The organism is Brenneria tiliae (genome assembly GCF_023347575.1).
GTDB lineage: Bacteria > Pseudomonadota > Gammaproteobacteria > Enterobacterales > Enterobacteriaceae > Brenneria > Brenneria corticis.
The window spans coordinates 89,074-111,372 of record NZ_JAKPCB010000100.1 but is presented as its reverse complement, the minus strand read 5'-3'; the positions used below and the strand labels follow the sequence as shown (position 1 = coordinate 111,372).

Genomic DNA, 22,299 nt, shown 5'->3' with positions numbered 1-22,299 from the left:
CCGCCTATTGTTTAATACCGTGCTGAACCAGCCATTCGTCGGCCACATCGTCAATACTTGCAAAGTTGCCCAGCTTTTCGTTCATGGCGATCAAATCTTCGGTGGTAAGCCGGGCCGACACCTTATTCAGCACCGTCTCGATGGTGCCGTTCAATTTATCTTCCGCGATCAGCGGCACGATGTTCTGCGCCAAAAACAGGTTGCGGGGATCGGACAGCGCCACCAGATGATTTTTCTTCAGTTCCGGCGTCGTGGAGGTCAGATCCGCCACCTGAATCTGATTGTTCCTCAGGGCGGACAACGTTAACGGACCGGCCACGTCCAGCACCTTGAAGGATTTAAAGGTCAGGCCGTACACGTCCTGTAATCCCTTAACCCCTTCACGGCGGCTTTTCCACTCGGCAGGGCCGCCCAGCACCAGCTCTCCGGCTATCGGCGCCAGATCGTCAATGGTTTTCAGATTGTACTGCCTGGCGGTTTTCTCCGTTACGGCCAGCACGTCGCTGTTCTGGGCGGAGGAGATTTCCAGCATTCTGATTCCCGGCGGCAGCGCGGCGGCCAGCGCTTTCTCCACCTCTGCGGAACTGTGCACCTGGGTGGTGTGATCCAGATAGCTCAGCGTGGCGCCGCTGTACTCCGGCAGCAGATGAAGCGAGCCATCCAGCAGCGCCGGCAGGTAAACCTCGCGACTGCCGATATTTAATTTCGTCTCCACCTTGATGTTATTTGCCGTAAGCGCTCCGGCATAAATGGTCGCCAGCAGCTGGCTTTCCGGGAAATCGGCCGAGCCGACGATCACGGTGCCGACATCCTTGGCGGCGGCGGTATTGGATTCGGCGTGCGCGGACTGAAACAGCACGGTGGAAAACAGCGAGACGGCAAGCAGTTGAGTGAATTTCATTTTACCAGGCTCCGATCGAGAGAAGAGGACGTTGAAACGTGCTTTTTAAGACGAGATTCGCGCCGCAGAATACCGGGCGAAACACACAAACGCGTAAGCAGGGAAAACAGGCAATCCGTCAGCAGCGCCAGCAACGCCACCAGAATGGCGCCCGCCGCCATCTGCTGATAATCATTCTGCGCCCGGCCGTCGATAATCAGACGGCCCAGCCCGCCCAGCGACACATAGGCGGCGATGGTGGCGGTGGAGATGATTTGCAGGGCCGCGCTGCGAATACCGGACAGGATCAGCGCCAGCGCGCAGGGCAGCTCCACCGTGAATAAAATCCGCAACGGGGAGTAGCCCATGCCGGCGGCGGCATCAATCACCGCGGAATCGATCGCGGCGATGCCGGAATAAATTCCCAGCATAATCGGCGGCAGCGCCAGAATGATCAGGACGATCAGACAGGGCACAATAAAGGCCATATCGGACTCGAATACCGGGCCGAACAGAATCACCAGCAGGATAATCAAGCCGAACGACGGCAGCGCGCGCAGCGCATTGGCCCAGCCGATCAGCATCACGCCGCCTTTACCGGTATGGCCGACGTAACAGCCGACGGGAAACGCCAGCGCCAGCGCAATCGCCAACGCCGCGAGGCTGTACAGCAGATGCTGATAAATCAGTTGCAGCATGCCTTCGTCGCCCAGCCAGTGGGCGCTATCTAAAAACCAGTCAATCATCGTAGCCCCCGCGGCGGTATCCAGCAGGTCATCCTGCGCGTTAACAACAGCACCAGATTATCCAGTATCAGCGCCAGCAGGATGCACAGCACGATGCCGGCGATAATCGGGGTGAGAAAATGGAGCTGAAAACCCTGGGTGAACAGCGTGCCGAGCTGCGGCATGCCGACCAGCGCGGCGATCGAGACAATGCTGACGTTGGACACCACCACCACCCGCAGTCCGGCGGCGATCACCGGCAACGCCACCGGCAGTTCGACGGTCAAAAAGCGCGGCAGCGGTTTATAACCCAGCCCCGCCGCCGCCTGACGCACATCTTCCGACACCGAGTCGAGCCCGTCGCATACCGTACGCACCAGCAGCGCAAAGGCGTAAATGGTCAGCGCCACCAGCACGTTGAGCGTATCGAGAATTCTGGTGCCCAGGATGCCGGGCAGCAGGACGAACAGCGCCAGCGACGGGATGGTGTACAGCAACCCGAACAGGCTGAGGACCCCGCTCTTAAGGCGAGGCAGATGGTGAATCGCCCAGCCGGTGGGGATCGCCAGTATCAGACCGACGATGACCGGCACCACAGACAGATAAAGATGCCAGCCGAACAGATGTAAAATCTGGTCACTCTGGCGCATCAGCCAGTCGAATCTCATGATGCCTCTCCCGCGCCGTGGTTCTGCAATGCCGCCAGCACGCTCTCCATATTGACCGACCCCAGCAATTTCTGCTGCTCGTCGACCACGATCCCCCGCTGACAGGGCGAACTGAGCACCGCATCGGTCAGTTGCCTTAACGAGCCGGACAACGGCGCGAAGGTGCTGCCCAGATTGAGATCCTGCCGGCCGACGACCTCGCGCGGCTGATTGAGATCGAACCAGCCCAGCGGTCGCCCCTCTTCAACCACCAGAACCCAGCGGCCGTTGGCGCAGTTGCGCGCCTCGGCGGTTGAAGAACCCAGCGCGACGGCGGGCTCATCCTGCAACGCCAGCCGGGGGTGGATCGCGCTGAACGTCAGCTTGCGATAACCGCGATCCCGGCCGATAAAGTCTGCGACGAACGGATCCCGCGGCGCATTCAGCAGTTCCGCCGGCGAAGCGATCTGCGCCAGCCGCCCGCCCGGCCTTAGCACGGCGATCCGATCGCCAAGTTTCATCGCTTCATCAATATCATGAGTCACCATGATGATGGTTTTGCCGATATCCCGCTGCAGGCGTAAAAACTCATCCTGCAACTGTTCGCGCACCACAGGGTCCACGGCGCTGAACGGTTCATCCATCAGCATAAATTCAGGGTCCGACGCCAGCGCCCTGGCCACCCCGACGCGCTGCTGCTGACCGCCGGATAACTGCCACGGATAACGCTGCGCCAGTGCGGCGGACAACCCCACGCGCTCCAGCAGTTCCATCGCCGTCTTCCTCGCGGCATGGCGCGATGCGCCATTGAGACGGGCGGTGACCGCGACGTTATCGACAATGGTCTTATGAGGAAACAGGCCGGCGCTCTGAATCACATAGCCGATCTTGCGACGCAATTGCACCACGTCCATCTCCTCCGTAGACTGGCCGTTGAGGAGAATTTTGCCTGAGGAGGGCTGAATCAGCCGGTTAATCATACGCAGCGAGGTGGTTTTGCCGCACCCCGACGGACCGACGAGAATGGTGAGCTTGCCGGTCGGCGCGCTAAATGAAAGCCGGTCTACGACCAGCGTGCCGTCCGCATAGTGTTTTGTTACGTCGTCAAATAAGATCATGCTTTATCCGGTCACCTGTATAATCTTGTATGTACAACAAGCAAAATTAATGCCAGATAAACAAATAACCATAAAAAGCCGGACTGCGCCTTATTGAAGGGGTCAGGGAGGGGAAACAAGAAAAGGGGGTAGAGGGAAAGCGCACTACAAAGTCACATGATGCACTTTTGTTGTGCACCGCCGCCGCGTTCACCGCTAAGATGTCAGGGTTTCGCTGGCTTAGGCGAACCATATTCACCTGATAGGTAGAGGCTCATCATATGGATTCTGTAACACAGGCCCTGTTGGGGGGAGCAATACAAGGCAGTCTGTTGGGGCGAGCGCAGGGACGACGCGCACTTTTCTACGGCGCCGCGCTGGCGACCCTGCCGGACCTGGATGTGGTAATACCCTACGCCGACCCGGTGTCGATGATGACCTATCACCGCGGATTTTCGCATTCCATCTTCGTGCTGACGGGATTGGCGGCGCTGTTAAGCTGGCTGATTCGACAGCGCTGGCCCGCCGCGCCCTACAGCGGGGGACGCCTGTTTTTAACCCTATGGCTGGTGCTTGTCACCCACCCGGTGCTGGATGCTTTTACCGTCTACGGCACCCAGCTTTTCTGGCCGATACCCTCCATTCCGGAAAGCTGGTCGGCGATTTTCATCATCGACCCGTTCTACACCCTCCCCTTGCTGGCGGCGGTGTTTTTTGCCGCGGTAAAAGGCGTGAATGCGCGCGGCGTCGGCGTCCTGTGCTGCGCGTTGGCTTTCAGTACCGCCTATCTCGCCTTTGGGCTGGGCGGACGCATGCTGGCCGAACAGCGGGTTCAGCAGGCCATGAGCAATCAGGGAATAACGGCGACAAAGGTGCTTGCCGTGTCCATGCCATTCAATACGCTGCTATGGCGCGTTATCGCCAAAACCCCTGACGGCCACTACTATGAGTCCGTGAGCAGCTGGTTTGATGACCAGCCGCCGGAATGGGTGCGGCTGCCGCTTAATCCCGACATCGCACGGTTACTGGACGGCGTGCCGCTGCACGACAGGCTGCGCTGGTTCACGAATGATTGGCTGCGCTACGACATTATCGGCGATTCGCTGGTGGTCAGCGACTTGCGTATGGGCATCGCCGGCAATTACAGCTTCCGTTTCAAGATGGCGCAGTGCGATGCCGATGGTCATTGGAACGCCGTGGTCCCCACCACCTGGCCGGACGGCATGGCCGGCATGGAGAAATTACAACCGATGATCAGGCGCATCTTCCATCAGCAGCCGCCTTTGCCGCTTGCTGATTGGTCGGACAGGTATAGAGAAACGTCCGCCGCCCGCGCCTGCGAAGTTGCCGTCTCGGCGGATGCGTCGGACAAACTGGATGCCGTCGCGCCCGCCGGGGGGAAATAAAGCGTGAAGCGCGTTCCCGCGCTCAGCGGCGAGTCCGCCGCTGAGGGCGCGATCCGCAACTTGCCGGGCTCTCTCTCAAAGGCGCGCTACTACTGATACCCGCAGGAGACCGAACCATGAAAACCGCGATTACCCGCAGCGAATTTCTTCGTCTTGCCGCAGGCGCCGCACTCTGCGCCGTCAGCCCCTTCAGCCTGAGCGCCGCGCCGGAGCGACAGCCGCTGCGCCGCCGCGCTATTCTTGCCAGCGGCGAGCCGTTGCCGGTGATTGGGGTCGGCACCTACCGCAACTTCGATATCTCCCCCGCCGACAGCGCCGCCTGGGCCGATTGCCGCAAGGTGCTGGAAGAACTCTTCGCCGCCGGCGGCTCGGTGATCGACAGTTCGCCGATGTACGGCCAGGCCGAGGCGGCGGTCGGCGCTCTGCTGGACGGGTTGCCAGGCCACGAGCGCGCCTTTATCGCCACCAAGGTCTGGACCCAGGGCCGTCAGCGCGGAATAGAACAGATGCAGGATTCCATGCGCCTGCTACAGAGACCCATCGACCTGATGCAGGTACACAACCTGATGGACTGGCGGGAGCACCTGGCAACGCTGCGGCAGTGGAAGGAAGAAAGCCGCATCCGCTACCTGGGCGTCACCCACTACACCGCCAGCGCCTACGACCAACTGGAGAAAGTGCTGCTGGCGGAAAAACCGGACTTCCTACAGATTAACTACGCCCTTAACGACCGCGAGGCCGAGCGGCGCATTCTGCCCCTGGCGCGGGAGCACGGCGTGGCGGTGCTGATCAACCGTCCCTTCGGCGGCGGCAGTCTGCTGCGTAATATCCTGCGGCAACCGCTGCCGGCCTGGTCGGGAGATTACGACTGCGCCAGTTGGCCGCAACTCTTGCTGAAGTTCTGCCTCAGCCACCCGGCGGTGACCTGTGTGATCCCCGGAGCGGGAAATCCACGCCACATGGCGGATAATCTCCAGGCCGGACGCGGAAGAGAGGCGGACCAGGCGTTCCGCACGCGCCTGATAAATTTGCTCTGAGTCCAACGCCCGGACGAACGCGGGCGCAACATCTGCTGGAAGCCAATGATTTATCCGGGACTGAAAATATTGCCATTAACCGCATCGCCGGTGCGTGCATATCATACGGGAGCCTTGCCCCGGTGCGACTCGTGGGCCTCGCGGTTCGCCTGAATGCCGAGACCGCTGTTAAGACGGTTGGTCAGGTTGAAGAAGGCGGCGACGGCGACCGCTTCCAGCAGCCCCTCCTCTGGCACGCCGGTCGCGCGTACGGCGTCGAGATCGCCGGGCTCCACCTCGTTGGCGGCGCGCGTCACCTTCAGCGCATAGTCGGCGAGCGCCCGCTCCCTTGGCGTCAGTTCGGCGCGGCGATAATTGATCGCGACCTGCTCCGCCCACAATTCATCGGCGCCGAGCGCGCGCAACGCCGCGGTATGCGCAATCACGCAGGCGTCACAGCGATTTTCCGCGCTGACCACCAGCGCGATCAGCTCCCGTTCCCGCAGCGAGAGCGTGCCCTCGGGATCGCGCAGCACCGCCTCGGCGAGGGCCGCCGTGGCCGTCAGCAGCGCGGGACGATGAGCGACGACGTTCTGCTGGTGACGGATATAGCCGATCGACGCCACGGTGGCGGTCAGAGACTGCCGAACGGTGGGGGTCAAGGGGGCCACCGGCAGGCGCAGCCAGGAGATATCGGATGCCGCGGCGATTTGGACGTCTGTCATGCAAAAACCTCACTTATGTGGATGAAGTGCAGTGAATTTCGATGTTGTTTTTTCGCTATCACTCGCCGCCCGATGCTTTGGCGGCGAGCGCGGCGATTTCCGCGCGATCGAAATCGTTAATCTCGGGCAGCAGGCTGTTGTCGATCACGTCCGCTTCGCTGATCTTGCCGCGAACCAGTCCCCAGTCGATCAACCTGGCGATATAAGCGCCGTAAACCTCCGGCCGCGAGTAGCCCCAGCTCGGCAAATTGCCGTTCAGCGGCGAAGGCGCGCCGGCATGATATTCCGTCAGCGTGATATTCGAGCGGTGAACCCCCGCGGCGACCGACGCATCCGGCACCGCCTTCGGGAACACCTCATAGAAGACTTTCTCGGCGGCGCGCGGCGCGGCAAAGGTGAAAGCGAGCCCTTTGGCATAGGCCCGGGCCAGTTTGACGGCCTCCTGGCGATGTTCCTTCAGATAATCGCCCCGGGTCACCAGCGCGATCGACGGCGCATCTTTGATCGAGGCGGCCTCCACTTCTCGCAGCGGCGTGCCGAGCGCTTCGATCTGCAGATGAGCCAGGGTGAAAATGCTGACCGCATCGATTTCTTTCTGTTGCAGGAAATAGGCGGCGCGTTGCGCATCGCCGACCGCGACCAGCGATATATCCTTGTCAGGATCCAGTCCCGCTTCTTTTGCCAGCCCCTTGACGATCGTCGCGCCGAGGGCGGACAGCGAGATAACGCCGACTTTCTTGCCTTTGAGATCGCTAACGGTACGGATGCCGCTGGCGGCGGGCGCCTGAATGCTCCAGGATGACACCTGCTGGATGGTGAAGAAGATCTTCAAATCCGCGCCGACGGCGGCCATTGCCGCGGTCGCCTCGATTGCCGGCGCGGCAAAATCCACTTCGCCGGTTGCGACATATTTCGCGCAGTCGGTGCCGGAACCCACATGGACGATATCGAGCGCGATCCCTTCCTGCTCCAGCCAGCCGAACTTCTTCGCCGCGGCGATCGGCGCCATCGAAATACCGGTCGAGGATGTACACCACGCAAAGCGCACAGGTTTCGCGTCCGCCGCCAGCGCGCCGCTTGCGGGGATCAGGAACAGCGCCGCCAGGGCGGCATGGGCAAGACTTTTGAGCGACATAGCGAACTCCAGCGTCAACGTTAATGCCGGTTTCCGAACCGGCGTGATTTACGGCCTGCATCCCAGTCCAGAAGCCGGTCGCCGAGCAGGGTGACGATCCGGTTGAGCAGAAATCCAATGGAGGCGAGGATCACCAACACCGCGAATTGCCCCGCGACGTCGAGATTGCTGCCCATGGTTTGCAACAGCACGCCGAGGCCGGCCTGCGCGCCGACGAACTCAGCGACAATGGCGCCAATCAGGGCGAAGATCATCGAGACCTCGGCGCCGGCCACGATGAACGGCAACGCGCTTGGCAGACGCAGCAGCGTGAAGATCTGGAACTGGTTGGCGCCGAGCGAGCGTAATAGATCGATCCGATCCTTCTGCGCGGACTGGAGGCCGGCGATCGCATTCACCATCAGCGGGAAGAAGCACATCAGCGCCACCGTGACGATCTTCGAGTTAATGCCCAGTCCGAACCAGATCACGATGACCGGCGCCAATGCCACCTTGGGCACCGACTGAAAGAAAACGATATAGGGATAAAGATAAAAGGACGCCCGGCGGCTAAGCGAAATCAGCGTCGCCAGAGCCAACGCGGCGACGAAGGCGGCGGCGAACCCGGTCAGCGTTTCGGTGAGCGTAACGTAGATATGCTCAAGGTAAAGTCCATTGCCGATGCCGTTCCAGAGGGCTTGCGCCACGGCGATCGGGCCCGGCAGCACATAGCTGCGCACACCGAAATACACCACGCTGAAGTGCCACAGGCAAAGCAGGCCGACGAACAACAGGAGACTGGATACGGTTTTGATAACGATATTTTTCATTGATCAATCCAGCCGGCCGTTGGCATTGAGATGGCCGCGAATTTCCTCGGCATAGGCGCCGAATATCGTCGTCGCGGTGTCGGCCAGCGTACGTGGCCGGGGAAGATCGATGGCGATATCGGCCCGGATCTGCCCGGGACGACCGCTCATCACCAGCACCCGATCCGAAAGAAAAATGGCTTCCGGCACCGAGTGGGTGACGAAGACCACGGTCTGGCGCTGCGCCAGCCATAATTGCTGAATTTGATCGTTGAGGGTTTCGCGGGTCAGCGCGTCCAGCGCGCCGAAGGGTTCATCCATCAGCAGCATGCCGGGGTCGGATGCGAGCGCGCGGGCAATGCCGACGCGTTGTTGCATACCGCCGGAAAGCTCAGCGGGGTAACTCTTCTCAAATCCGGAGAGCTGTACGGCCTCAAGCAGGGCATGAGCCTTTGCCGTGGCCTGTTTGCGGTTCTGCCGTCTCACCACCGCCGGCAGAAGAACGTTTTCAAGCGCGGTGCGCCAGGGAAACAGCACCGGCGTCTGGAATACCGTACCGATTTCCCTGCGTGGTCCCCGCACCCTGACGTCGTCGATCAGAATTTCGCCGGCCGATGGCAAATCCAGTCCGCCGATAAGCCGCAGCAACGTGCTTTTTCCACAGCCTGAAGGCCCGACGATGGAAAGGAATTGCCCGGCCGGAATCTCGATATCCACCCCGGTCAACGCCGTAACGGAATTATTCCTGGTTGTAAATCGCTGCTGGACGCCGCGAACGCTGATGGTGCTGGATTTGGCCGGCGATTGACCTTCCCTCCCGGACCTGGCGGACAGAATTGGCATTTATTTCCCTCAAAGCACTATGCGCCGATATTTTTGATGGTGATTCGGATTAAATAATAAAAAATAAGAAGATATATCAGGCTATCATTACTTCTGCGAATAAAAAACAGATAAGAACAGCATGGTTTTGCACTATACTGAATTAGCAATGCCGTTTTTCGCATAAACTTTAAGGTGTTATGTGGAGTCCTACCCTGGTGCTTTGAATAAAGCATCTGCGCGTTATTTCGTCTATATAGTATTTATTATTTTTACCAATTAATTTTTAATATTAAATCCATAGATTCCCTGTACATAAAGAAGGCAGCGGAAATCAATGAAAAATGCCCCCCAATTCAAACCATCGGTTTGCCTTGGGATTGAATTCAATGATTAGGGAAAACTGATGATTTTTGTTTATGTTGCGGCCATAGGCATCCTGGCGGGCGTCATTAGCGGTATTGTCGGCACCGGATCGTCCATTATTTTACTGCCGGCCCTTATTTACGCCTTTGGCCCCAAAGAGGCGGTGCCCATCATGGCCGTGGCATCTGTAATAGGGAATGTGTCACGCGTTATGGCATGGAGAAACAGCATAAATATTAAGGCGTTTTTATATTACAGCCTGCCCGGCATACCGGCGGCTGTTTTAGGCGCCAGAACGCTTTGGGTTTTGCCTGCCCATATCACCGATATGATTATCGCCAGTTTCTTTCTTTTACTCATTCCGTGGCGGCGATGGGCGAAAGTAAAAAATTTCACCATTACAAACTGGCAGCTTTCGATAGCGGGCGTTTTTTTGGGATTTTTGACCGGGATTGTTTTTTCCACCGGTCCATTAACCGTACCGCTATTTGCTTCTTACGGACTGACGAAAGGAGCCCTTTTATCAACGGAAGCGGCCGCTTCTTTTGTCATATATATTTCAAAATCGATCACCTTCGGCACTATCGGCGCATTACCTGTCAACATTATCGCCAATGGATTACTGGTCGGTACGGCAATTGCCGCGGGCGTATATCTGGGGAAGTTTTTTGTCCTGAAAATGCCGCTCTCTATTTTTGAAATTCTGATAGATTTAATGCTGCTATTTTCCGCCGCCGTTCTGTTCTGGAGTGCTTTGGCTTAAAAGAGCGCGGTTATACCCCTTACCAGGCGCTTTCAACCAAGCCAGTACATCGGTATCCAATCGGACTGTCGTAGCCTGTTTGGTCGGTTTATAAAACGGATTACGAACCGCATTTCTCCACAACGTCTCCGCCAACGGCGCTATATCGCCGTAGTCAATCTCGCGGTCAGGGCGAGTTGCCAACACTTCCAACTCAGTTCTCTGAGCTTCCGTCAGCGGCGGAAGATTAGCCAGATTAACCTTGTAACGCACGGTTTTGCTCATAACGCCTCCTCTCTTTCGCATCGGCCTTACGAACCGAAATTATGCGAATAACTTCGGTACCGCCCTCTTTATCCCGAATGGTGTGAGCTACCATCAGCACAATATGGTTTTCAATCAATCCCAGAGCCTGCCAGCGGTATTCCTTGTTCTCGATCCGGTCCTGTTCAAACAACGCATATGGATCAGCAAAAACACGCGTAGCTAGTTCAAAGCTGATGCCATGCTTCAGACGATTGCGGGCGGCTTTGGGTCGATTCAGTTTCTCACGAACGACGACTGTCAGCTCTAGCCAAACGAGAGAAAACCAAGCATGACTTCCCAAAATTATATTTTTCTTAGGGGCGTTGCGTATAAGAAATGCGTAATGCGTTCTAATATTTTCACGAGGGCTCGGGAAGTATTTCAACTTCCCCGGGCTAGCGGACGCTACAGGAATAAAAAAAGCCAAAAGACATAATCTTTTGGCTTTTTTCAATCACCTATGGACTTTAGTGGAACTCCATGGCGCTAAATTCTGGAGCGGGAAACGAGGCTCGAACTCGCGACCTCAACCTTGGCAAGGTTGCGCTCTACCAACTGAGCTATTCCCGCATATGACCAGCTTATTATCTCTCAGTGCCGTTGAAAAGCGGTTTTGGCGCACCGGAAGTAATACATAGTCGACAAATCTATACAACCATATGAATCTTATAGCTATTTAACTAAAAACTCACTCGGCGGACAGCATTATGTCCCAATCAATTGGCACTGGCAAGCCCTTTTTCAGCGCGCAAGCGTTCAATATTCGCTGGAGAAATCGACCTCGCCCCGCAGGCTCTCTCCCTGCCGAAAACGGGTCAGGTTATCGAGAAATAAGCGGCCGAGTAATTCCGGCACCATCGGGCCGGCGATATGCGCGCTAACGGCAAGATTCGGCTCCAGCCAGAACGGATGGGATGCGGGTAACGGCTCCTGTCTGAACACATCCAGCACCGCGCCGGCAATCTGGCGATTGCGCAAGGCCGCGAGCAAGTCGTCGTCAACCACCGCCGTTCCCCGGCCGACGTTGATAAATAAGGCGGACGCTTTCATCGCGGCGAACAGGGCGGAATGGTAGATATCTGCCGTGGCCGAGGTGTCAGGCAGCAGATTAATCACGTAGTCGGCGTCCCGCACGGCCTGTTGCAACCCGGCGATCCCCAATACTTGTTTAAAGTGAGGCAACGCGCGGGGCGTATTTACGATGCCATGCAGTTCAACCCCGAAGGGGTGCAGGAAACCCGCGACCTCACATCCGATTTCGCCAGCGCCGACGATAAGTACCGTTTTGCCGGCAAGAGAGCCCGGCAGGCGGTGATCCCATTGTCGCTTAGCCTGGCTATGCTGCCGTTTATCCATTTGTAATTCGTGCCGCAGCATATAGGCAAGCACATATTCGGCAATCGGTTGACCGAATACCCCCACGGCCCGGCTGAGGCGGTAATCGCGCGGCAGCCCGGCGGCCAGCAACGGTTTAAATCCGGCCCAGCTGGACTGCAGCCACTGCGGCTTTACTCCCTGCGCCAGCAGGACCGCGGCGACGGCGGGGTCGCCAAGCCAGATCGGATAACGCTCAGCCTGCCCTGCCGTACCATCCGACAAGACCAGTTCAAGCTCCGGCGCCTGGTTATACAGTACGGGGCTGATTTCATCAGCACGGGGATCCAACAGCAGCACAGCAGTCATAAGCAGGTTCCTTGAGCGAGGCAACGATAAAAATTAACGCCGGGAAAGTAGATTATTGCGTTAAGCCACATGGCTGCAACCGGAAATGAAAGGATGACACCTCGCCTTTAAAAGCCAAACAGCCTGTCAAACCTTATTACGCCCAGTACCCCAAAGGCGTAGCCATCCTGAGGCACATGAGTGTGGTCGTAAGGGTTGAACCTGGAGTTGGTGTCCCAGGAGAAATTTATATAGGGACTAAGAATAATTTCTGGTGTTATCACGAAGTTGGCATCAAGCTGGAGCACCTTTTGGTTGCGGCCGGCGGTGTAATTATATATGCCGTTATCCACAAATGAACCATGCGTGTAACGTTGTTGATCGCTGGTGAGCCGATGGACTTTCAAGGAAACGCCATAACTGTCGTGAGGCCGGAAAGTAAAGGGAGAACCTATGTTTAACCCAATCAGGTTGGTATGCTGTAAGCCAATGGTGCTTGATTGATCAAAGGTCTGGGTGAATTGTTCCACTATTGCCACGTTCGGTATGCTAAAGAAGGCGTTGACGTTTTTCCCCTGATAAATTTCTGTCTTAAAAGCGACATAAAAACCGGATGTGCCATCATGCTTTTTGCCGGTATAGGGATTGGTCTGTTGTTCCGTCGAGTGAAACAACATCAGTTCCAGGCTATTACGCTTATCGTTATAGGCAAGATTCGACATCCAGAGCATGGCGCCGGACTTTTCCTTCCATTCCCAGCCATGCTCAAAAGGATAGTCGGTAACTATATTCCATCCCCCCACCTGGGCCGACCAGTTTTCATTGAAGTTGTATTGGCTACGCCCTCCCCATGATGCGTAAAATAACGAAGGGATTAATGGACTGATGCAACTATAAATCAGGTTACATACCGGCGTGGCGAAATGCATTAACGCCGCGCTTTTCCCTATTTCAAAATTCATTTTGTTATTTGGCGTGGTATATTCCAGGGTGAGCTTCTGCAAACGCGAGCGCTTGGGCCCATAGGGTACGGGGTCGCCATACACCGAGTCGCCAACCATCATGCCATAGCTGACATTCGTGGCATTGAGTATTACATATTGCTCGAAATGCAATTTAAGGTTGTCAAATCCCGCCAGTTTTTCCAGATCAACATTTGCGCCGTAAGTTAGAATATACAGGTTGTAACTCATGTCGGTTATCTGCCCCAGCGTCGGGTTTTCCAGGTGAAATCCCGATGCATATAACACCGGTTCGATCCCGTAATCGCGCCAGTCAGATAGATCATTGTTTCCCGTTTCGTTTCCATGTGCGCTATAACTGAGCAAAAACATTAATAAAAGACAGGGGGCGAACAATCGTATAATAACTTGTTGTAAGTTAGCAGAGAATAAAAACATAGAATACACCCCAATATTTAATTATTTATTGGATTTTAATTAAAGGCGATCATAAACCATGCTTGGCTTTTATAAGATTCGGGTATTTTTATCCAGTTATATTATGTTGATCTCCTTCAGCGTTATTTTCGTGAACAACTTTATTCTTCAAGCATAATTTCTCAAAGCGGGTAAGCAATAAAATGACGGCCGCGCATAACGCCAGCAGACTGGAAACGATTAATGCCAGCCTTGGGCTCCCCTCACCGGTCAGGGCCGCCAGATTGTTGATGATTAGCGGAGAAGTAAATCCGGCAATGGAAGTGAATATTGAAAAAACCGCAATCGACATGGGCATGGATTTCACCGAAACAAGCGTTGAGATTAAGAAAGGCGCGCGGGCCATAAACATGCTCAAACTAAATCCGGTAATAAAACTGCCGGTTAATGCCACCTGGGGTGATGTGATAAACGTCGTTAACGCCATGCCAAATCCCAGCACCAGAAAAGCCACGATTAATGTTGCGGAAGCGGTTATTTTAGAAATATGACCGAAAAGAAGCCCTGAAATCAAGCCGCTGATGAGTAACAATGCCGATGCGTGGCTCGCCGTGGTGACGTCACCAATTTTTTCAGTCGCCAGATACAAAGCAATATTGTTCGGGAACGCATTATAAGCCAGTAAAAATATGAACGCGCACAGGCCAATAATAATGACCCTGGGGGGTATTCCCGGCCGTAAAGGCCCCTCATCCTGGATAACAGCGTGTTCATTGCTCGCTATCCCGTCTTGCGGTAAGCACAAACAGACGATGAACAACAACGGTAGGGCGATAAGGTATGCCAGATAATTATACTGCCAGCCGTACTCAGCCAGTTTTCCTCCTGAGACCGTGAGTATCACTGCGCCGATACTGACAAAGGCGGTCATTTGACCGAATATTGCACCGCGCTCCTGGCCTGAAAAATTTTCCGAGATGATACTGGGCGTGATGGTCATGATGGTCCCGTTGCCAAACCCCAATACGGTGGCGCAACCAAGTAGGAAATAAAAATTCGCATGGAAAAAGAAAGGCGTAATCCCACCGGCAATAATCAGCATAATACCGATAATCGCCAGGGTCTTTTTAGGTATCAGGAGGGTTATTCGGCCCACCGCCAACGCAGCAATGAGGCTGGAAAGGCTGGGCGCGGACAGCAGCATTTGCACCATGGAAGCGCTTAACTGGGGAAAAGCCGCAGATATGTTAGCGAGTGATGGGGCGATCGCCAAAGCGGACATCAATAATCCTGACATGCTAAATATGCCCAGCCTGGTTTTTATTTTCTGATTCATAGTTATTCCGACCTCAATTAAATTCTGCTCGTATAAGGGTAAGAGAATTGGTATTTTCCTGACCCTGCGGCCAAAATCACGCCCTCTGCGTTCTGCTGTATATCCGCGATACCGCTCGCCTGTTGGAGATTTCCGCCGTTACAATGCACATACGTCGACATTGCCGCAGGCAGAATAATTTTTGCCGTGGTATTGGCAGGGATTTTAATATTTATTACCAGCTTTCCAGCTGTTATCCGCCATGCGGATTCTATAGCGCCGTATACGGAATCATAAGAAGCTTTAGCATATTCCAGTTTCGAGTCAGGATGCGGGTGTATAACGATCTCCTTGTAACCCGGATGTGCTAAATGAATGCCCGCAATATAGCGATATAGCCAATCGCCTACGCAACCAAAGGCGCAATGGTTATAGGATACGTTCGTTCTTTCGCCAGAGGGCTTGATGGCGCTCCAGCTTTCCCATAACGTCGTCGCGCCATTATCAATCTGGTAAAGCCAGGACGGGCATTCTCTTTGATATAGCAGCCGGACGGCGATGTCGGAACGGCCATTTTCACATAACACGTCCATAAGAAAAGGTACGGAAACAAAACCCGTGTCTAATCGGTAACCATTCTCCGCGATCAACTTAACCAGGTTCTCAAAAAAGGCGGCTTTTAAATGCTGCGGGATCATATTGAGTTTAAGCGCCAAAACGTGTATTCCTTGATAATTTGCGGCTATATGCGCCTCATTATCAAGATAGGTTGCAGCGAATGAGGTTCTGATTTTCTCGGATAACGCCAGATACTTATTTTCCGTATTACTGTCGCCGAGCACGTTGGCCACTTTCGCAACGATATCCGATGAATAAGCAAAAAAGCAGCTTGCCGTTATTTCTTTGGTACTGGAAGCGCAATCAATCATGCCTTCTTGCTGGTTCTCTTTTGAAAGAAAGCTGGGAATAAGCCAGTCGCCAAAGTGAAAACCGGTATTCCACAGATATTTCTGTCGCTCTTTTTCTTCTTCGCTTAAATTCGCGGCAAGGTTTTCCGGAATGTTATTCGCGGCTTCCGCTTCAATGTAACGCAGCCATTTGAGCATCATGGGATAGTTTTCCTCTAGCACTCTCTTGTCGCCGTAGACCGAGTAAAGCGTCCAGGGCAAAATGGTGCAAACGTCTCCCCACCCCGCAGAGGTATGGCTTCCTTCAAACAATATTTTTCCCATCGTCTGGTAACCCTTCCAGTAAGGCACCAGCATAGGCACCTGACCATCAGGCCGTTGTTCGATTTGCACATTGCGCAGCCATCGGGTAAAGAAAGGATTCATATCCATATTAAAAGCAGCGGTGGCGGCGTAGACCCAAACATCGCCGCTCCAGCCGGCACGCTCTCTTTGCGGGCAATCCATCGGGATCGAAAACATGTTCCCGATCTGGCTCCATAAAATATTGTGCTGAAGTTGATTAATATCTTTATCAGAACATTCAAAGTGACCGCTGATTTTCAAATCACTGGCGAGTACGATGGCTGATATATCGTCCGGTTGCAGTTCTGCGGGGTAGTCACTGATTTTCGCATAACGAAAACCGTGAAAGGTAAATCTTGGTTGGTAAATTTCGCTTTCCGTTCCTTTCAATATATAGATATCTTTTTGCTGTTTATTTCCCCCCATAATATTGTTGAGGAAATTACCCTGCTCATCCAGAATTTCGCTGTGCTCAATGACGACTCTGTCGCCCTTATTTCCAGACAAGCGGATACGTACCCGACCGGCAATGATTTGCCCAAAATCGACGATACGCTCGCCGCGCGGTGAAATAATAATATTTCGCGCCTTAATTTCTTTTATCGGGCGAACCGGCTCTCCGTATTCAGCAACGAGATTATCGTAGCCGTATCGGTTATTGATAATAACAGGTCGCCAATCTTTATCGTCATAACCCGTCTGACTCCAGCCGTTGATTTCCCGGCGCGCATCATACATTTCGCCGATAAAAATATCCGCATAAATAAAAGGACCGGTTGTGCCTTTAAAACTTTCATCAGAATAAATGACCTGCCGTGTTCCGTCCTGATATTCAATCTCCAGCTGCATCAGCAAACCCAGTTTATCGCCATAATTCATATTTGTTCCCGGTCCGCCGATCCGTCCCGCATACCAGCCATCCGCCAGAATAATGCCAATGGCGTTATTTCCCCCCTGACTCAGGCAGTCGGTAATATCATAGGTCTGATACTCAAGATAATCGTCATAGGCGGTGACTCCCGGAGAGAACTGGGAATGGCCGATCTTTCCGCCATTGATTTCCACGTCATAGATACCATGCGCCGTCGCATACAGCCGCGCCCGGGCAATAGCGTTGCCGACCAGAAACTCTTTGCGGATGAACAGGCAGGGATTGAGGGATGAATAATCCTTGGTGTCATTCTCATGAACAGACTCGAACATCTCTTCAATGCTACCGATAAGGTCCGGCTGCGAGGGACGCTGTACCGGTTCTATCCATTTTGCCGACCAGCAATCCTGGGTGAGAAATGCGAATTCGAAAAACGCGCGTTCGCTCCAGTCAGAGACATTGCCTTTGTTATCCCAGACTTTTATTTGCCAGTAGTAACGCTTTCTGGATGCGAAATCCATATTATGCAATTCCACGCCGACTGACTGTGAGGACGGCACTTTTCCTGAGTCGTAAACCCGTTTCTCGACGCTCCCCTCAGCGTCGAAAATAACCAACTGATAAGCCGTTTGCAGTACCCCATGGAGCGGTGATTCAATTTTCCAGTTTAATCGGGGATGAGCAATATCAAGCCCCACAGGGTTGGTCATATATTCACACTGCAATGATCCTGCCGTCAACGTCGAGCCCACTCCCATAATTCCCTCTCTGATTGGCTATTTTTAATAATAAATTTATTCTTCGGGTATTATTCTGTTTAAGCGTGACGGAGACTATGTCGTGGCTGGAAAATTTTTTGTCCAAAATCATCGGGGGAAGGTAATTTTTTTGTGATGCGTATCGAATATTGCTGGATGACATTGCTATATGATATCAATAGATATAGTAATATGTTTTATGGGGAAAATATAAAAATAAGGATATTAACAACAGGTTACGTTTAAAAAACCGGCGCAAACATGCTCTGATTACTTTACCGATAAGTTATGAGATCCTTGGGGCTAAAAATGTTTAAATCTGCCGTTCATAAAAAACTTTGTGATTTGTCAGATATAGAGATTTTTCTGTTTGAGCATCCCAAGGAAGCGGAGCTGGAGTTTATAAAAAAGGGGGGGCGTTTTACCATACAAAATAAAGAGGTAATGCAGAATGACGCATTGATAAATATGGGAAGGCACCCAAGATTCTTGCATGTTCCTGAACACAAACATGATTATATAGAAATGGTGTATGTCTATCAGGGTAGCCTGAAGCAGAGGGTTGAGCGTTCCATCGTTACGCTGAAAGAAGGGGATATATTTTTACTTAATCAAAATATCTTTCATGAAATTTTTCCGGCCGGCAAGGATGATATCATCCTGAATATCTGCATCAAGCCCAAGTTCTTTTATTATCTTTTCTCATTTATTGATAAAAACAATGTGATCAGTCAGCTTATTACATCAGCCATGTATGATGGATATATTGAAGGATCGTATTTGCACTGCTCAGTTGCGGACAATGTGAAAGTCAAGAAAATCATGTTTGATATCATAGAGGAATTTTACTCCCACAGTCCGAATTCGGAGCCAAAGTTAAAAATGCTTATTGGTCTGCTGTTTATTGAACTACTGCAGAACCAGCCTAAATTAGATGCCTATACCGTGACCAGTCAGGACGCCAAGCTCTCTATTAAAGTGCTGAGTCTTATCGACTCTCATTTTATGGATATCAACCTCGAATCCATTGCCGAAATAACGCAATACCCGCAGTACAGGATAGCGCGCGTCCTCAAAGAGCATACCGGGATGACGTTCAAACAACTGCTACAGGAAAAGAGGCTGGAGAAAGCAGCGGAAATGCTCACCAATACCCGAGCGACCATTGAGGAGATCATCAGTACGGTCGGATACGATAACGCCTCCTATTTCTACAAGATTTTTAAAAATAAATTCGGCGTCAGTCTCAACTCCTTTAGAAAAAATCATGATAAGTGAAAAGGTTTGCCCGGAAATCGACTGGCGGCGCCCTTGAAAAATAACCTCGCCTTAAAACGAGGGATTAAGCTGACTTAATCCCTGCTCTATCACGAAAACCGTCACCGGCAACTTTATTACCCTTGCAGGCGACCCGTCGCTATAGCTGAAATATCACCGCCTGCCAGGGCTTCATCCGCAGATGATTTTCCCCTGGGACGGCCGCCTGTTCAACGCGGTTGCCGATCAGCGTTTTGACGATCTTGTTACCACCGGGAATATCCCATTCGACGTCGTCATGGGTGAAATTAATCACCACCAGATATTGTTGATCCCCCAGGGTGCGGGTATAGGCGAAGAGTTTATTATGTTGCGGATCGACATCGTGATACGCCCCATATATCAGTGCCGGCGTCTGCCGTCTTAATGCGATAAGTTCACGATGATAGTGATATACCGAGTCCCGGGCGTTAATCTGCGCAGCGGCGTTAATCCGGGTATAGTTTGGATTAACCGGCAACCAGGGAGTCCCCTGGGTGAATCCGCCGTTGGCGTCGGCGTTCCATTGCATTGGCGTTCTGGCGTTATCCCTGCTGGTCTGGCGCAAATTATCCAGATACTCCTGCGCCGTTACTTTTCCGCTTTCGACGAAATCGCGCCACTGCCCTTTGACCTCGATATCATCGAATTCCTCGACGCTGGTAAAAGGATAATTGGTCATTCCCAGTTCATCGCCCTGGTATAAGAACGGCGTCGCCCGCTGGGTGAGCATCATCGTGGCCAGCGCCTTGGCGGATAGCGCACGCCATTGTTCGCTGTCATCCCCGAAATGCGATACGGCGCGCGGATTATCGTGGTTGCTCAGAAAGCTGGTATTCCATCCCCGGCGGCCGGACTGGTCGACTTTTTGGTAAGCCGCTTTCAACTCAGGCAACGTCCATTCGGTTTTTCGCCAGTTGTCACGATCGAGGCGGATAATATCGAAATGAAATATCATATTAAGTTCATTGCGCTCGGCGTCGATAAATTTCGGCGTCTGCTCAAATGTCACGCCAAACGCCTCGCCGACGGTCATGGCATCATAATGCGATAAAACCTCCCGGTTCATTTCCTGCAAATATTCATGAATGCGCGGCCCGCTGGCATAAACAAATTCCGGATGCGTCAACTTGTCCGCCGGCAAATCAGGCAGGCCGCGCTGCTTGGATATAAAGGGAATAACATCCATACGGAAACCGGAAACGCCTTTATCCAGCCAGAAGCGCATAATGTCATAGATTTCATGGCGAACCTTTTTATTCTCCCAATTCAGATCCGGCTGTTTCTCCGCGAAATAGTGCAGGTAATATTGCCCGGTCCTGTCATCTTTTTTCCAGGCGGAACCGCCGAAGAAAGAGGGATAGTTATTGGGCCGGCCGCCATCGCGCCCGTCCCGCCAGATATAATAATCACGGTACGGATTGTCTTTCGACCTGCGGCTTTCGGTAAACCACCGGTGTTCATCGCTGGTATGATTGACGACAAGATCGATAATCAGCCGCATGTCGCGCCGTTTAATTTCACTCATCATCCGATCGAAATCGGCCATGGTGCCGAATTCGGCCATTACCTTGCGGTAATCGCGGATATCATAGCCATTATCGGCATTGGGCGAATCAAAATGCGGACTCAGCCAGATAACATCGACGCCGAGATTGTTTAAATAATCCAGTTTCTGCGTAATACCGTTGAGATCGCCAATACCGTCGCCATTGCTGTCGTTAAAAGAGCGCGGATAGATTTGATAAACGACGGCCTCTTGCCACCATTTCCCGTCGTTTTCCGCGGCGCCGGCCTCGGCAAACGGCGCCATATTGGCTAACGATGCGATTGCCGCCAGCCCGCAAACAGGTAATTTGGACATCTTCCTTCCTCGTCTTCAACATGATGACTGTGTGGTAAAAATTTATCGAGGCCTTAAGGTTCGCGACCTTATCTAGCGTTCGCGCAGGGCCTCGTTCACACGGTTAAAGGGTTTGATTACATAGTCCATCACCGTTTTCTCTCCGGTTTTGATATCCACCGTGGCGATCATCCCCGGCACGATGGAAAAACGGCGGCCGGCCTTGTTTTGCAGATAATCCTGCCCGGTGCGAATAAAGACCCGGTAATAAAAGACCTCCGGTTTGACTTCATCCTGAATGGTGTCCGGCGAAATACTTTCCACGACGCCGTCCAGCCCGCCGTAAATGGCGTAATCGTAGGCGGTGATTTTCACCAACGCTTTTTGGTCCGGATGAATAAACGCAATATCCCGCGGCGACAGGCGCGCTTCGATCAGCAGACGATCGTCCACCGGGACAATTTCCATCAGTGCGCCATTGGGCGCGATCACCCCGCCGATGGTGGTCACCTGAATATTTTTCACAATGCCGCGCACCGGCGAACGTACCGTCAGCCGGGTTACCGAGTCCGTCCGCCCTTTAATCACTTCCGAGAGCATATTCACTTCCGCGTTGGCCTTGGCCAGCTCCTCGCGCGCCTGGACGTAGTATTGCGAACGCAGGTCGGTCAGCCTCAGATCGAGATCCGCTTTCTGGCGTCGCAGACGCAGCGCTTCAACGTGGCTCGCCGCCCCGGTTTTCACCAGCCGTTCGGTTATCGCCAGTTCGCTCTCAACCAGCAGCAGCGCTTCTTTCAGCCGTGATTCGGCGTCCTCCAGCTGCGTGCGGCGGCTGTTATAGAGCCGGGTTTCCGCGGCGACAAGCTCCGGCCACGCTTTTATCGCCTCGGGGAACTCCAGCGGCTCGTCGTTGACCTCCGCGTTCAGACGAGTGCTGGCGGCCAGCGAGGCCCGATAGCGGGCCGCACTCTCGCCCACGTTGGATTCGGAGCGGGTCGGATCCAGCCGCGCCACCACCTGCCCGGCTTCCACCAGCGTTCCCTCACGGATTTTCAACTCCGCCAGTATCCCGCCGTCAAGCGTCTGCAAGGTCTGTTCGCGCGAGCTGGGGATCACTTTCCCTATACCGGTAGACACTTCGTCCAGAATGCCGAACCACGCCCAGATCCCCGCCGCCAGCAGCAATAGCGCGATTACCACAATAATGCGCTGCGCGCCGAGGCACGGGTCTTTCCCCTCATCCGCGTTGACCAGGTCATCGTTCATC

At 53.7% G+C, this 22,299-nt stretch carries 20 protein-coding genes and 1 tRNA gene; 4 read left to right on the top strand and 17 right to left on the bottom strand.

The features are described from left to right. Nucleotides 1-4 precede the first annotated feature (4 nt). Genes MFP24_RS15765 through MFP24_RS15750 form a run of 4 tightly spaced genes read right to left on the bottom strand, consistent with a single transcriptional unit; the run spans nucleotide 5 to nucleotide 3,370 of the window. A complete protein-coding gene (locus MFP24_RS15765) occupies nucleotides 5-901 on the bottom strand; it encodes an ABC transporter substrate-binding protein (protein ID WP_249231390.1) in 897 nt (298 codons plus the stop codon). Further along, the gene (locus MFP24_RS15760; RefSeq protein ID WP_009111301.1) at nucleotides 898-1,626 is read right to left on the bottom strand and encodes an ABC transporter permease; all 729 of its coding nucleotides are present in this window, start codon (nucleotides 1,624-1,626) and stop codon (nucleotides 898-900) included. The genes MFP24_RS15765 and MFP24_RS15760 overlap by 4 nt, the downstream gene beginning before the upstream one ends. Beyond that, a complete protein-coding gene (locus tag MFP24_RS15755) occupies nucleotides 1,623-2,273 on the bottom strand; it encodes an ABC transporter permease (RefSeq protein WP_249231391.1) in 651 nt (216 codons plus the stop codon). The genes MFP24_RS15760 and MFP24_RS15755 overlap by 4 nt, the downstream gene beginning before the upstream one ends. Next, nucleotides 2,270-3,370 (bottom strand): ABC transporter ATP-binding protein, encoded by a 1,101-nt coding sequence (locus tag MFP24_RS15750; protein ID WP_249231392.1) that lies wholly within the window; start codon nucleotides 3,368-3,370, stop codon nucleotides 2,270-2,272. Before MFP24_RS15750 ends, MFP24_RS15755 begins: the two co-directional genes overlap by 4 nt. Nucleotides 3,371-3,630: 260 nt before the next feature. On the opposite strand from MFP24_RS15750, the gene MFP24_RS15745 reads away from it, so the two are divergent. Beyond that, nucleotides 3,631-4,755 carry a metal-dependent hydrolase gene (locus tag MFP24_RS15745; RefSeq protein WP_249231393.1) on the top strand — a complete coding sequence of 375 codons (1,125 nt, stop codon included), beginning with the start codon at nucleotides 3,631-3,633 and terminating at the stop codon, nucleotides 4,753-4,755. Nucleotides 4,756-4,871: 116 nt separating this feature from the next. Continuing rightward, on the top strand, nucleotides 4,872-5,792 hold the full coding sequence (locus MFP24_RS15740; protein WP_249231394.1) for an aldo/keto reductase: 921 nt from the start codon (nucleotides 4,872-4,874) through the stop codon (nucleotides 5,790-5,792). Nucleotides 5,793-5,893: 101 nt separating this feature from the next. On the opposite strand, the gene MFP24_RS15735 is transcribed toward MFP24_RS15740, so the two are convergent. From MFP24_RS15735 to MFP24_RS15720, 4 genes are read right to left on the bottom strand one after another with little or no spacing between them, the layout of a single operon-like run. Beyond that, nucleotides 5,894-6,496, bottom strand: coding sequence for a peroxidase-related enzyme (locus tag MFP24_RS15735; protein WP_249231395.1), 603 nt, complete (start codon nucleotides 6,494-6,496; stop codon nucleotides 5,894-5,896). 58 nt (nucleotides 6,497-6,554) lie between these two features. Continuing rightward, nucleotides 6,555-7,631 (bottom strand): ABC transporter substrate-binding protein, encoded by a 1,077-nt coding sequence (locus tag MFP24_RS15730; RefSeq protein ID WP_249231396.1) that lies wholly within the window; start codon nucleotides 7,629-7,631, stop codon nucleotides 6,555-6,557. 20 nt (nucleotides 7,632-7,651) lie between these two features. Then, a complete protein-coding gene (locus tag MFP24_RS15725; protein WP_249231397.1) occupies nucleotides 7,652-8,440 on the bottom strand; it encodes an ABC transporter permease in 789 nt (262 codons plus the stop codon). 3 nt (nucleotides 8,441-8,443) lie between these two features. After that, nucleotides 8,444-9,262, bottom strand: a complete 819-nt coding sequence (locus MFP24_RS15720) for an ABC transporter ATP-binding protein (RefSeq protein WP_249231398.1) — start codon at nucleotides 9,260-9,262, stop codon at nucleotides 8,444-8,446. 385 nt (nucleotides 9,263-9,647) lie between these two features. On the opposite strand from MFP24_RS15720, the gene MFP24_RS15715 reads away from it, so the two are divergent. Further along, a complete protein-coding gene (locus tag MFP24_RS15715) occupies nucleotides 9,648-10,370 on the top strand; it encodes a sulfite exporter TauE/SafE family protein (RefSeq protein ID WP_249231399.1) in 723 nt (240 codons plus the stop codon). Here MFP24_RS15715 and MFP24_RS15710 read toward each other — a convergent pair. From MFP24_RS15710 to MFP24_RS15680, 7 genes are all read right to left on the bottom strand, one after another. Beyond that, the gene (locus tag MFP24_RS15710) at nucleotides 10,329-10,634 is read right to left on the bottom strand and encodes a BrnA antitoxin family protein (RefSeq protein WP_249231400.1); all 306 of its coding nucleotides are present in this window, start codon (nucleotides 10,632-10,634) and stop codon (nucleotides 10,329-10,331) included. The two genes, MFP24_RS15715 and MFP24_RS15710, sit on opposite strands and share 42 nt — an antisense overlap. Further along, nucleotides 10,606-10,893, bottom strand: coding sequence for a BrnT family toxin (locus tag MFP24_RS15705; RefSeq protein ID WP_249231468.1), 288 nt, complete (start codon nucleotides 10,891-10,893; stop codon nucleotides 10,606-10,608). Before MFP24_RS15705 ends, MFP24_RS15710 begins: the two co-directional genes overlap by 29 nt. Nucleotides 10,894-11,149: 256 nt before the next feature. Next, nucleotides 11,150-11,225: transfer RNA gene (locus MFP24_RS15700), tRNA-Gly, on the bottom strand. 186 nt (nucleotides 11,226-11,411) lie between these two features. Further along, nucleotides 11,412-12,338 carry a D-2-hydroxyacid dehydrogenase gene (locus MFP24_RS15695; protein WP_249231401.1) on the bottom strand — a complete coding sequence of 309 codons (927 nt, stop codon included), beginning with the start codon at nucleotides 12,336-12,338 and terminating at the stop codon, nucleotides 11,412-11,414. Nucleotides 12,339-12,445: 107 nt separating this feature from the next. Then, nucleotides 12,446-13,717 carry a carbohydrate porin gene (locus MFP24_RS15690; RefSeq protein WP_249231402.1) on the bottom strand — a complete coding sequence of 424 codons (1,272 nt, stop codon included), beginning with the start codon at nucleotides 13,715-13,717 and terminating at the stop codon, nucleotides 12,446-12,448. Nucleotides 13,718-13,805: 88 nt separating this feature from the next. Next, nucleotides 13,806-15,032, bottom strand: coding sequence for an MFS transporter (locus MFP24_RS15685; protein ID WP_249231403.1), 1,227 nt, complete (start codon nucleotides 15,030-15,032; stop codon nucleotides 13,806-13,808). A gap of 17 nt (nucleotides 15,033-15,049) precedes the next feature. After that, nucleotides 15,050-17,893 carry an alpha-L-rhamnosidase gene (locus tag MFP24_RS15680; protein WP_455550480.1) on the bottom strand — a complete coding sequence of 948 codons (2,844 nt, stop codon included), beginning with the start codon at nucleotides 17,891-17,893 and terminating at the stop codon, nucleotides 15,050-15,052. 309 nt (nucleotides 17,894-18,202) lie between these two features. Between MFP24_RS15680 and MFP24_RS15675 the strand changes: the two genes are divergently transcribed. Continuing rightward, nucleotides 18,203-19,171 (top strand): AraC family transcriptional regulator, encoded by a 969-nt coding sequence (locus MFP24_RS15675; RefSeq protein WP_249231405.1) that lies wholly within the window; start codon nucleotides 18,203-18,205, stop codon nucleotides 19,169-19,171. Nucleotides 19,172-19,310: 139 nt separating this feature from the next. Here MFP24_RS15675 and MFP24_RS15670 read toward each other — a convergent pair whose 3' ends face one another. Both MFP24_RS15670 and MFP24_RS15665 read right to left on the bottom strand, forming a co-directional pair. Beyond that, nucleotides 19,311-21,053, bottom strand: coding sequence for a glycoside hydrolase family 13 protein (locus tag MFP24_RS15670; protein ID WP_283164112.1), 1,743 nt, complete (start codon nucleotides 21,051-21,053; stop codon nucleotides 19,311-19,313). A 72-nt stretch (nucleotides 21,054-21,125) separates the two neighbouring features. Continuing rightward, nucleotides 21,126-22,298 (bottom strand): HlyD family type I secretion periplasmic adaptor subunit, encoded by a 1,173-nt coding sequence (locus MFP24_RS15665; protein WP_249231470.1) that lies wholly within the window; start codon nucleotides 22,296-22,298, stop codon nucleotides 21,126-21,128. Nucleotide 22,299: the final 1 nt, after the last annotated feature.

Coding starts and splice junctions, on each gene's coding strand:
- MFP24_RS15670 (WP_283164112.1), bottom strand. CDS start 21,053: ATGTCCAAATTACCTGTTTGCGGGCTGGCGGCAATCGCATCGTTAGCC.
- MFP24_RS15685 (WP_249231403.1), bottom strand. CDS start 15,032: ATGAATCAGAAAATAAAAACCAGGCTGGGCATATTTAGCATGTCAGGA.
- MFP24_RS15755 (WP_249231391.1), bottom strand. CDS start 2,273: ATGAGATTCGACTGGCTGATGCGCCAGAGTGACCAGATTTTACATCTG.
- MFP24_RS15725 (WP_249231397.1), bottom strand. CDS start 8,440: ATGAAAAATATCGTTATCAAAACCGTATCCAGTCTCCTGTTGTTCGTC.
- MFP24_RS15720 (WP_249231398.1), bottom strand. CDS start 9,262: ATGCCAATTCTGTCCGCCAGGTCCGGGAGGGAAGGTCAATCGCCGGCC.
- MFP24_RS15680 (WP_455550480.1), bottom strand. CDS start 17,893: ATGGGAGTGGGCTCGACGTTGACGGCAGGATCATTGCAGTGTGAATAT.
- MFP24_RS15765 (WP_249231390.1), bottom strand. CDS start 901: ATGAAATTCACTCAACTGCTTGCCGTCTCGCTGTTTTCCACCGTGCTG.
- MFP24_RS15730 (WP_249231396.1), bottom strand. CDS start 7,631: ATGTCGCTCAAAAGTCTTGCCCATGCCGCCCTGGCGGCGCTGTTCCTG.
- MFP24_RS15710 (WP_249231400.1), bottom strand. CDS start 10,634: ATGAGCAAAACCGTGCGTTACAAGGTTAATCTGGCTAATCTTCCGCCG.
- MFP24_RS15675 (WP_249231405.1), top strand. CDS start 18,203: ATGTTTAAATCTGCCGTTCATAAAAAACTTTGTGATTTGTCAGATATA.
- MFP24_RS15740 (WP_249231394.1), top strand. CDS start 4,872: ATGAAAACCGCGATTACCCGCAGCGAATTTCTTCGTCTTGCCGCAGGC.
- MFP24_RS15735 (WP_249231395.1), bottom strand. CDS start 6,496: ATGACAGACGTCCAAATCGCCGCGGCATCCGATATCTCCTGGCTGCGC.
- MFP24_RS15760 (WP_009111301.1), bottom strand. CDS start 1,626: ATGATTGACTGGTTTTTAGATAGCGCCCACTGGCTGGGCGACGAAGGC.
- MFP24_RS15695 (WP_249231401.1), bottom strand. CDS start 12,338: ATGACTGCTGTGCTGCTGTTGGATCCCCGTGCTGATGAAATCAGCCCC.
- MFP24_RS15745 (WP_249231393.1), top strand. CDS start 3,631: ATGGATTCTGTAACACAGGCCCTGTTGGGGGGAGCAATACAAGGCAGT.
- MFP24_RS15690 (WP_249231402.1), bottom strand. CDS start 13,717: ATGTTTTTATTCTCTGCTAACTTACAACAAGTTATTATACGATTGTTC.
- MFP24_RS15665 (WP_249231470.1), bottom strand. CDS start 22,298: ATGAACGATGACCTGGTCAACGCGGATGAGGGGAAAGACCCGTGCCTC.
- MFP24_RS15750 (WP_249231392.1), bottom strand. CDS start 3,370: ATGATCTTATTTGACGACGTAACAAAACACTATGCGGACGGCACGCTG.
- MFP24_RS15715 (WP_249231399.1), top strand. CDS start 9,648: ATGATTTTTGTTTATGTTGCGGCCATAGGCATCCTGGCGGGCGTCATT.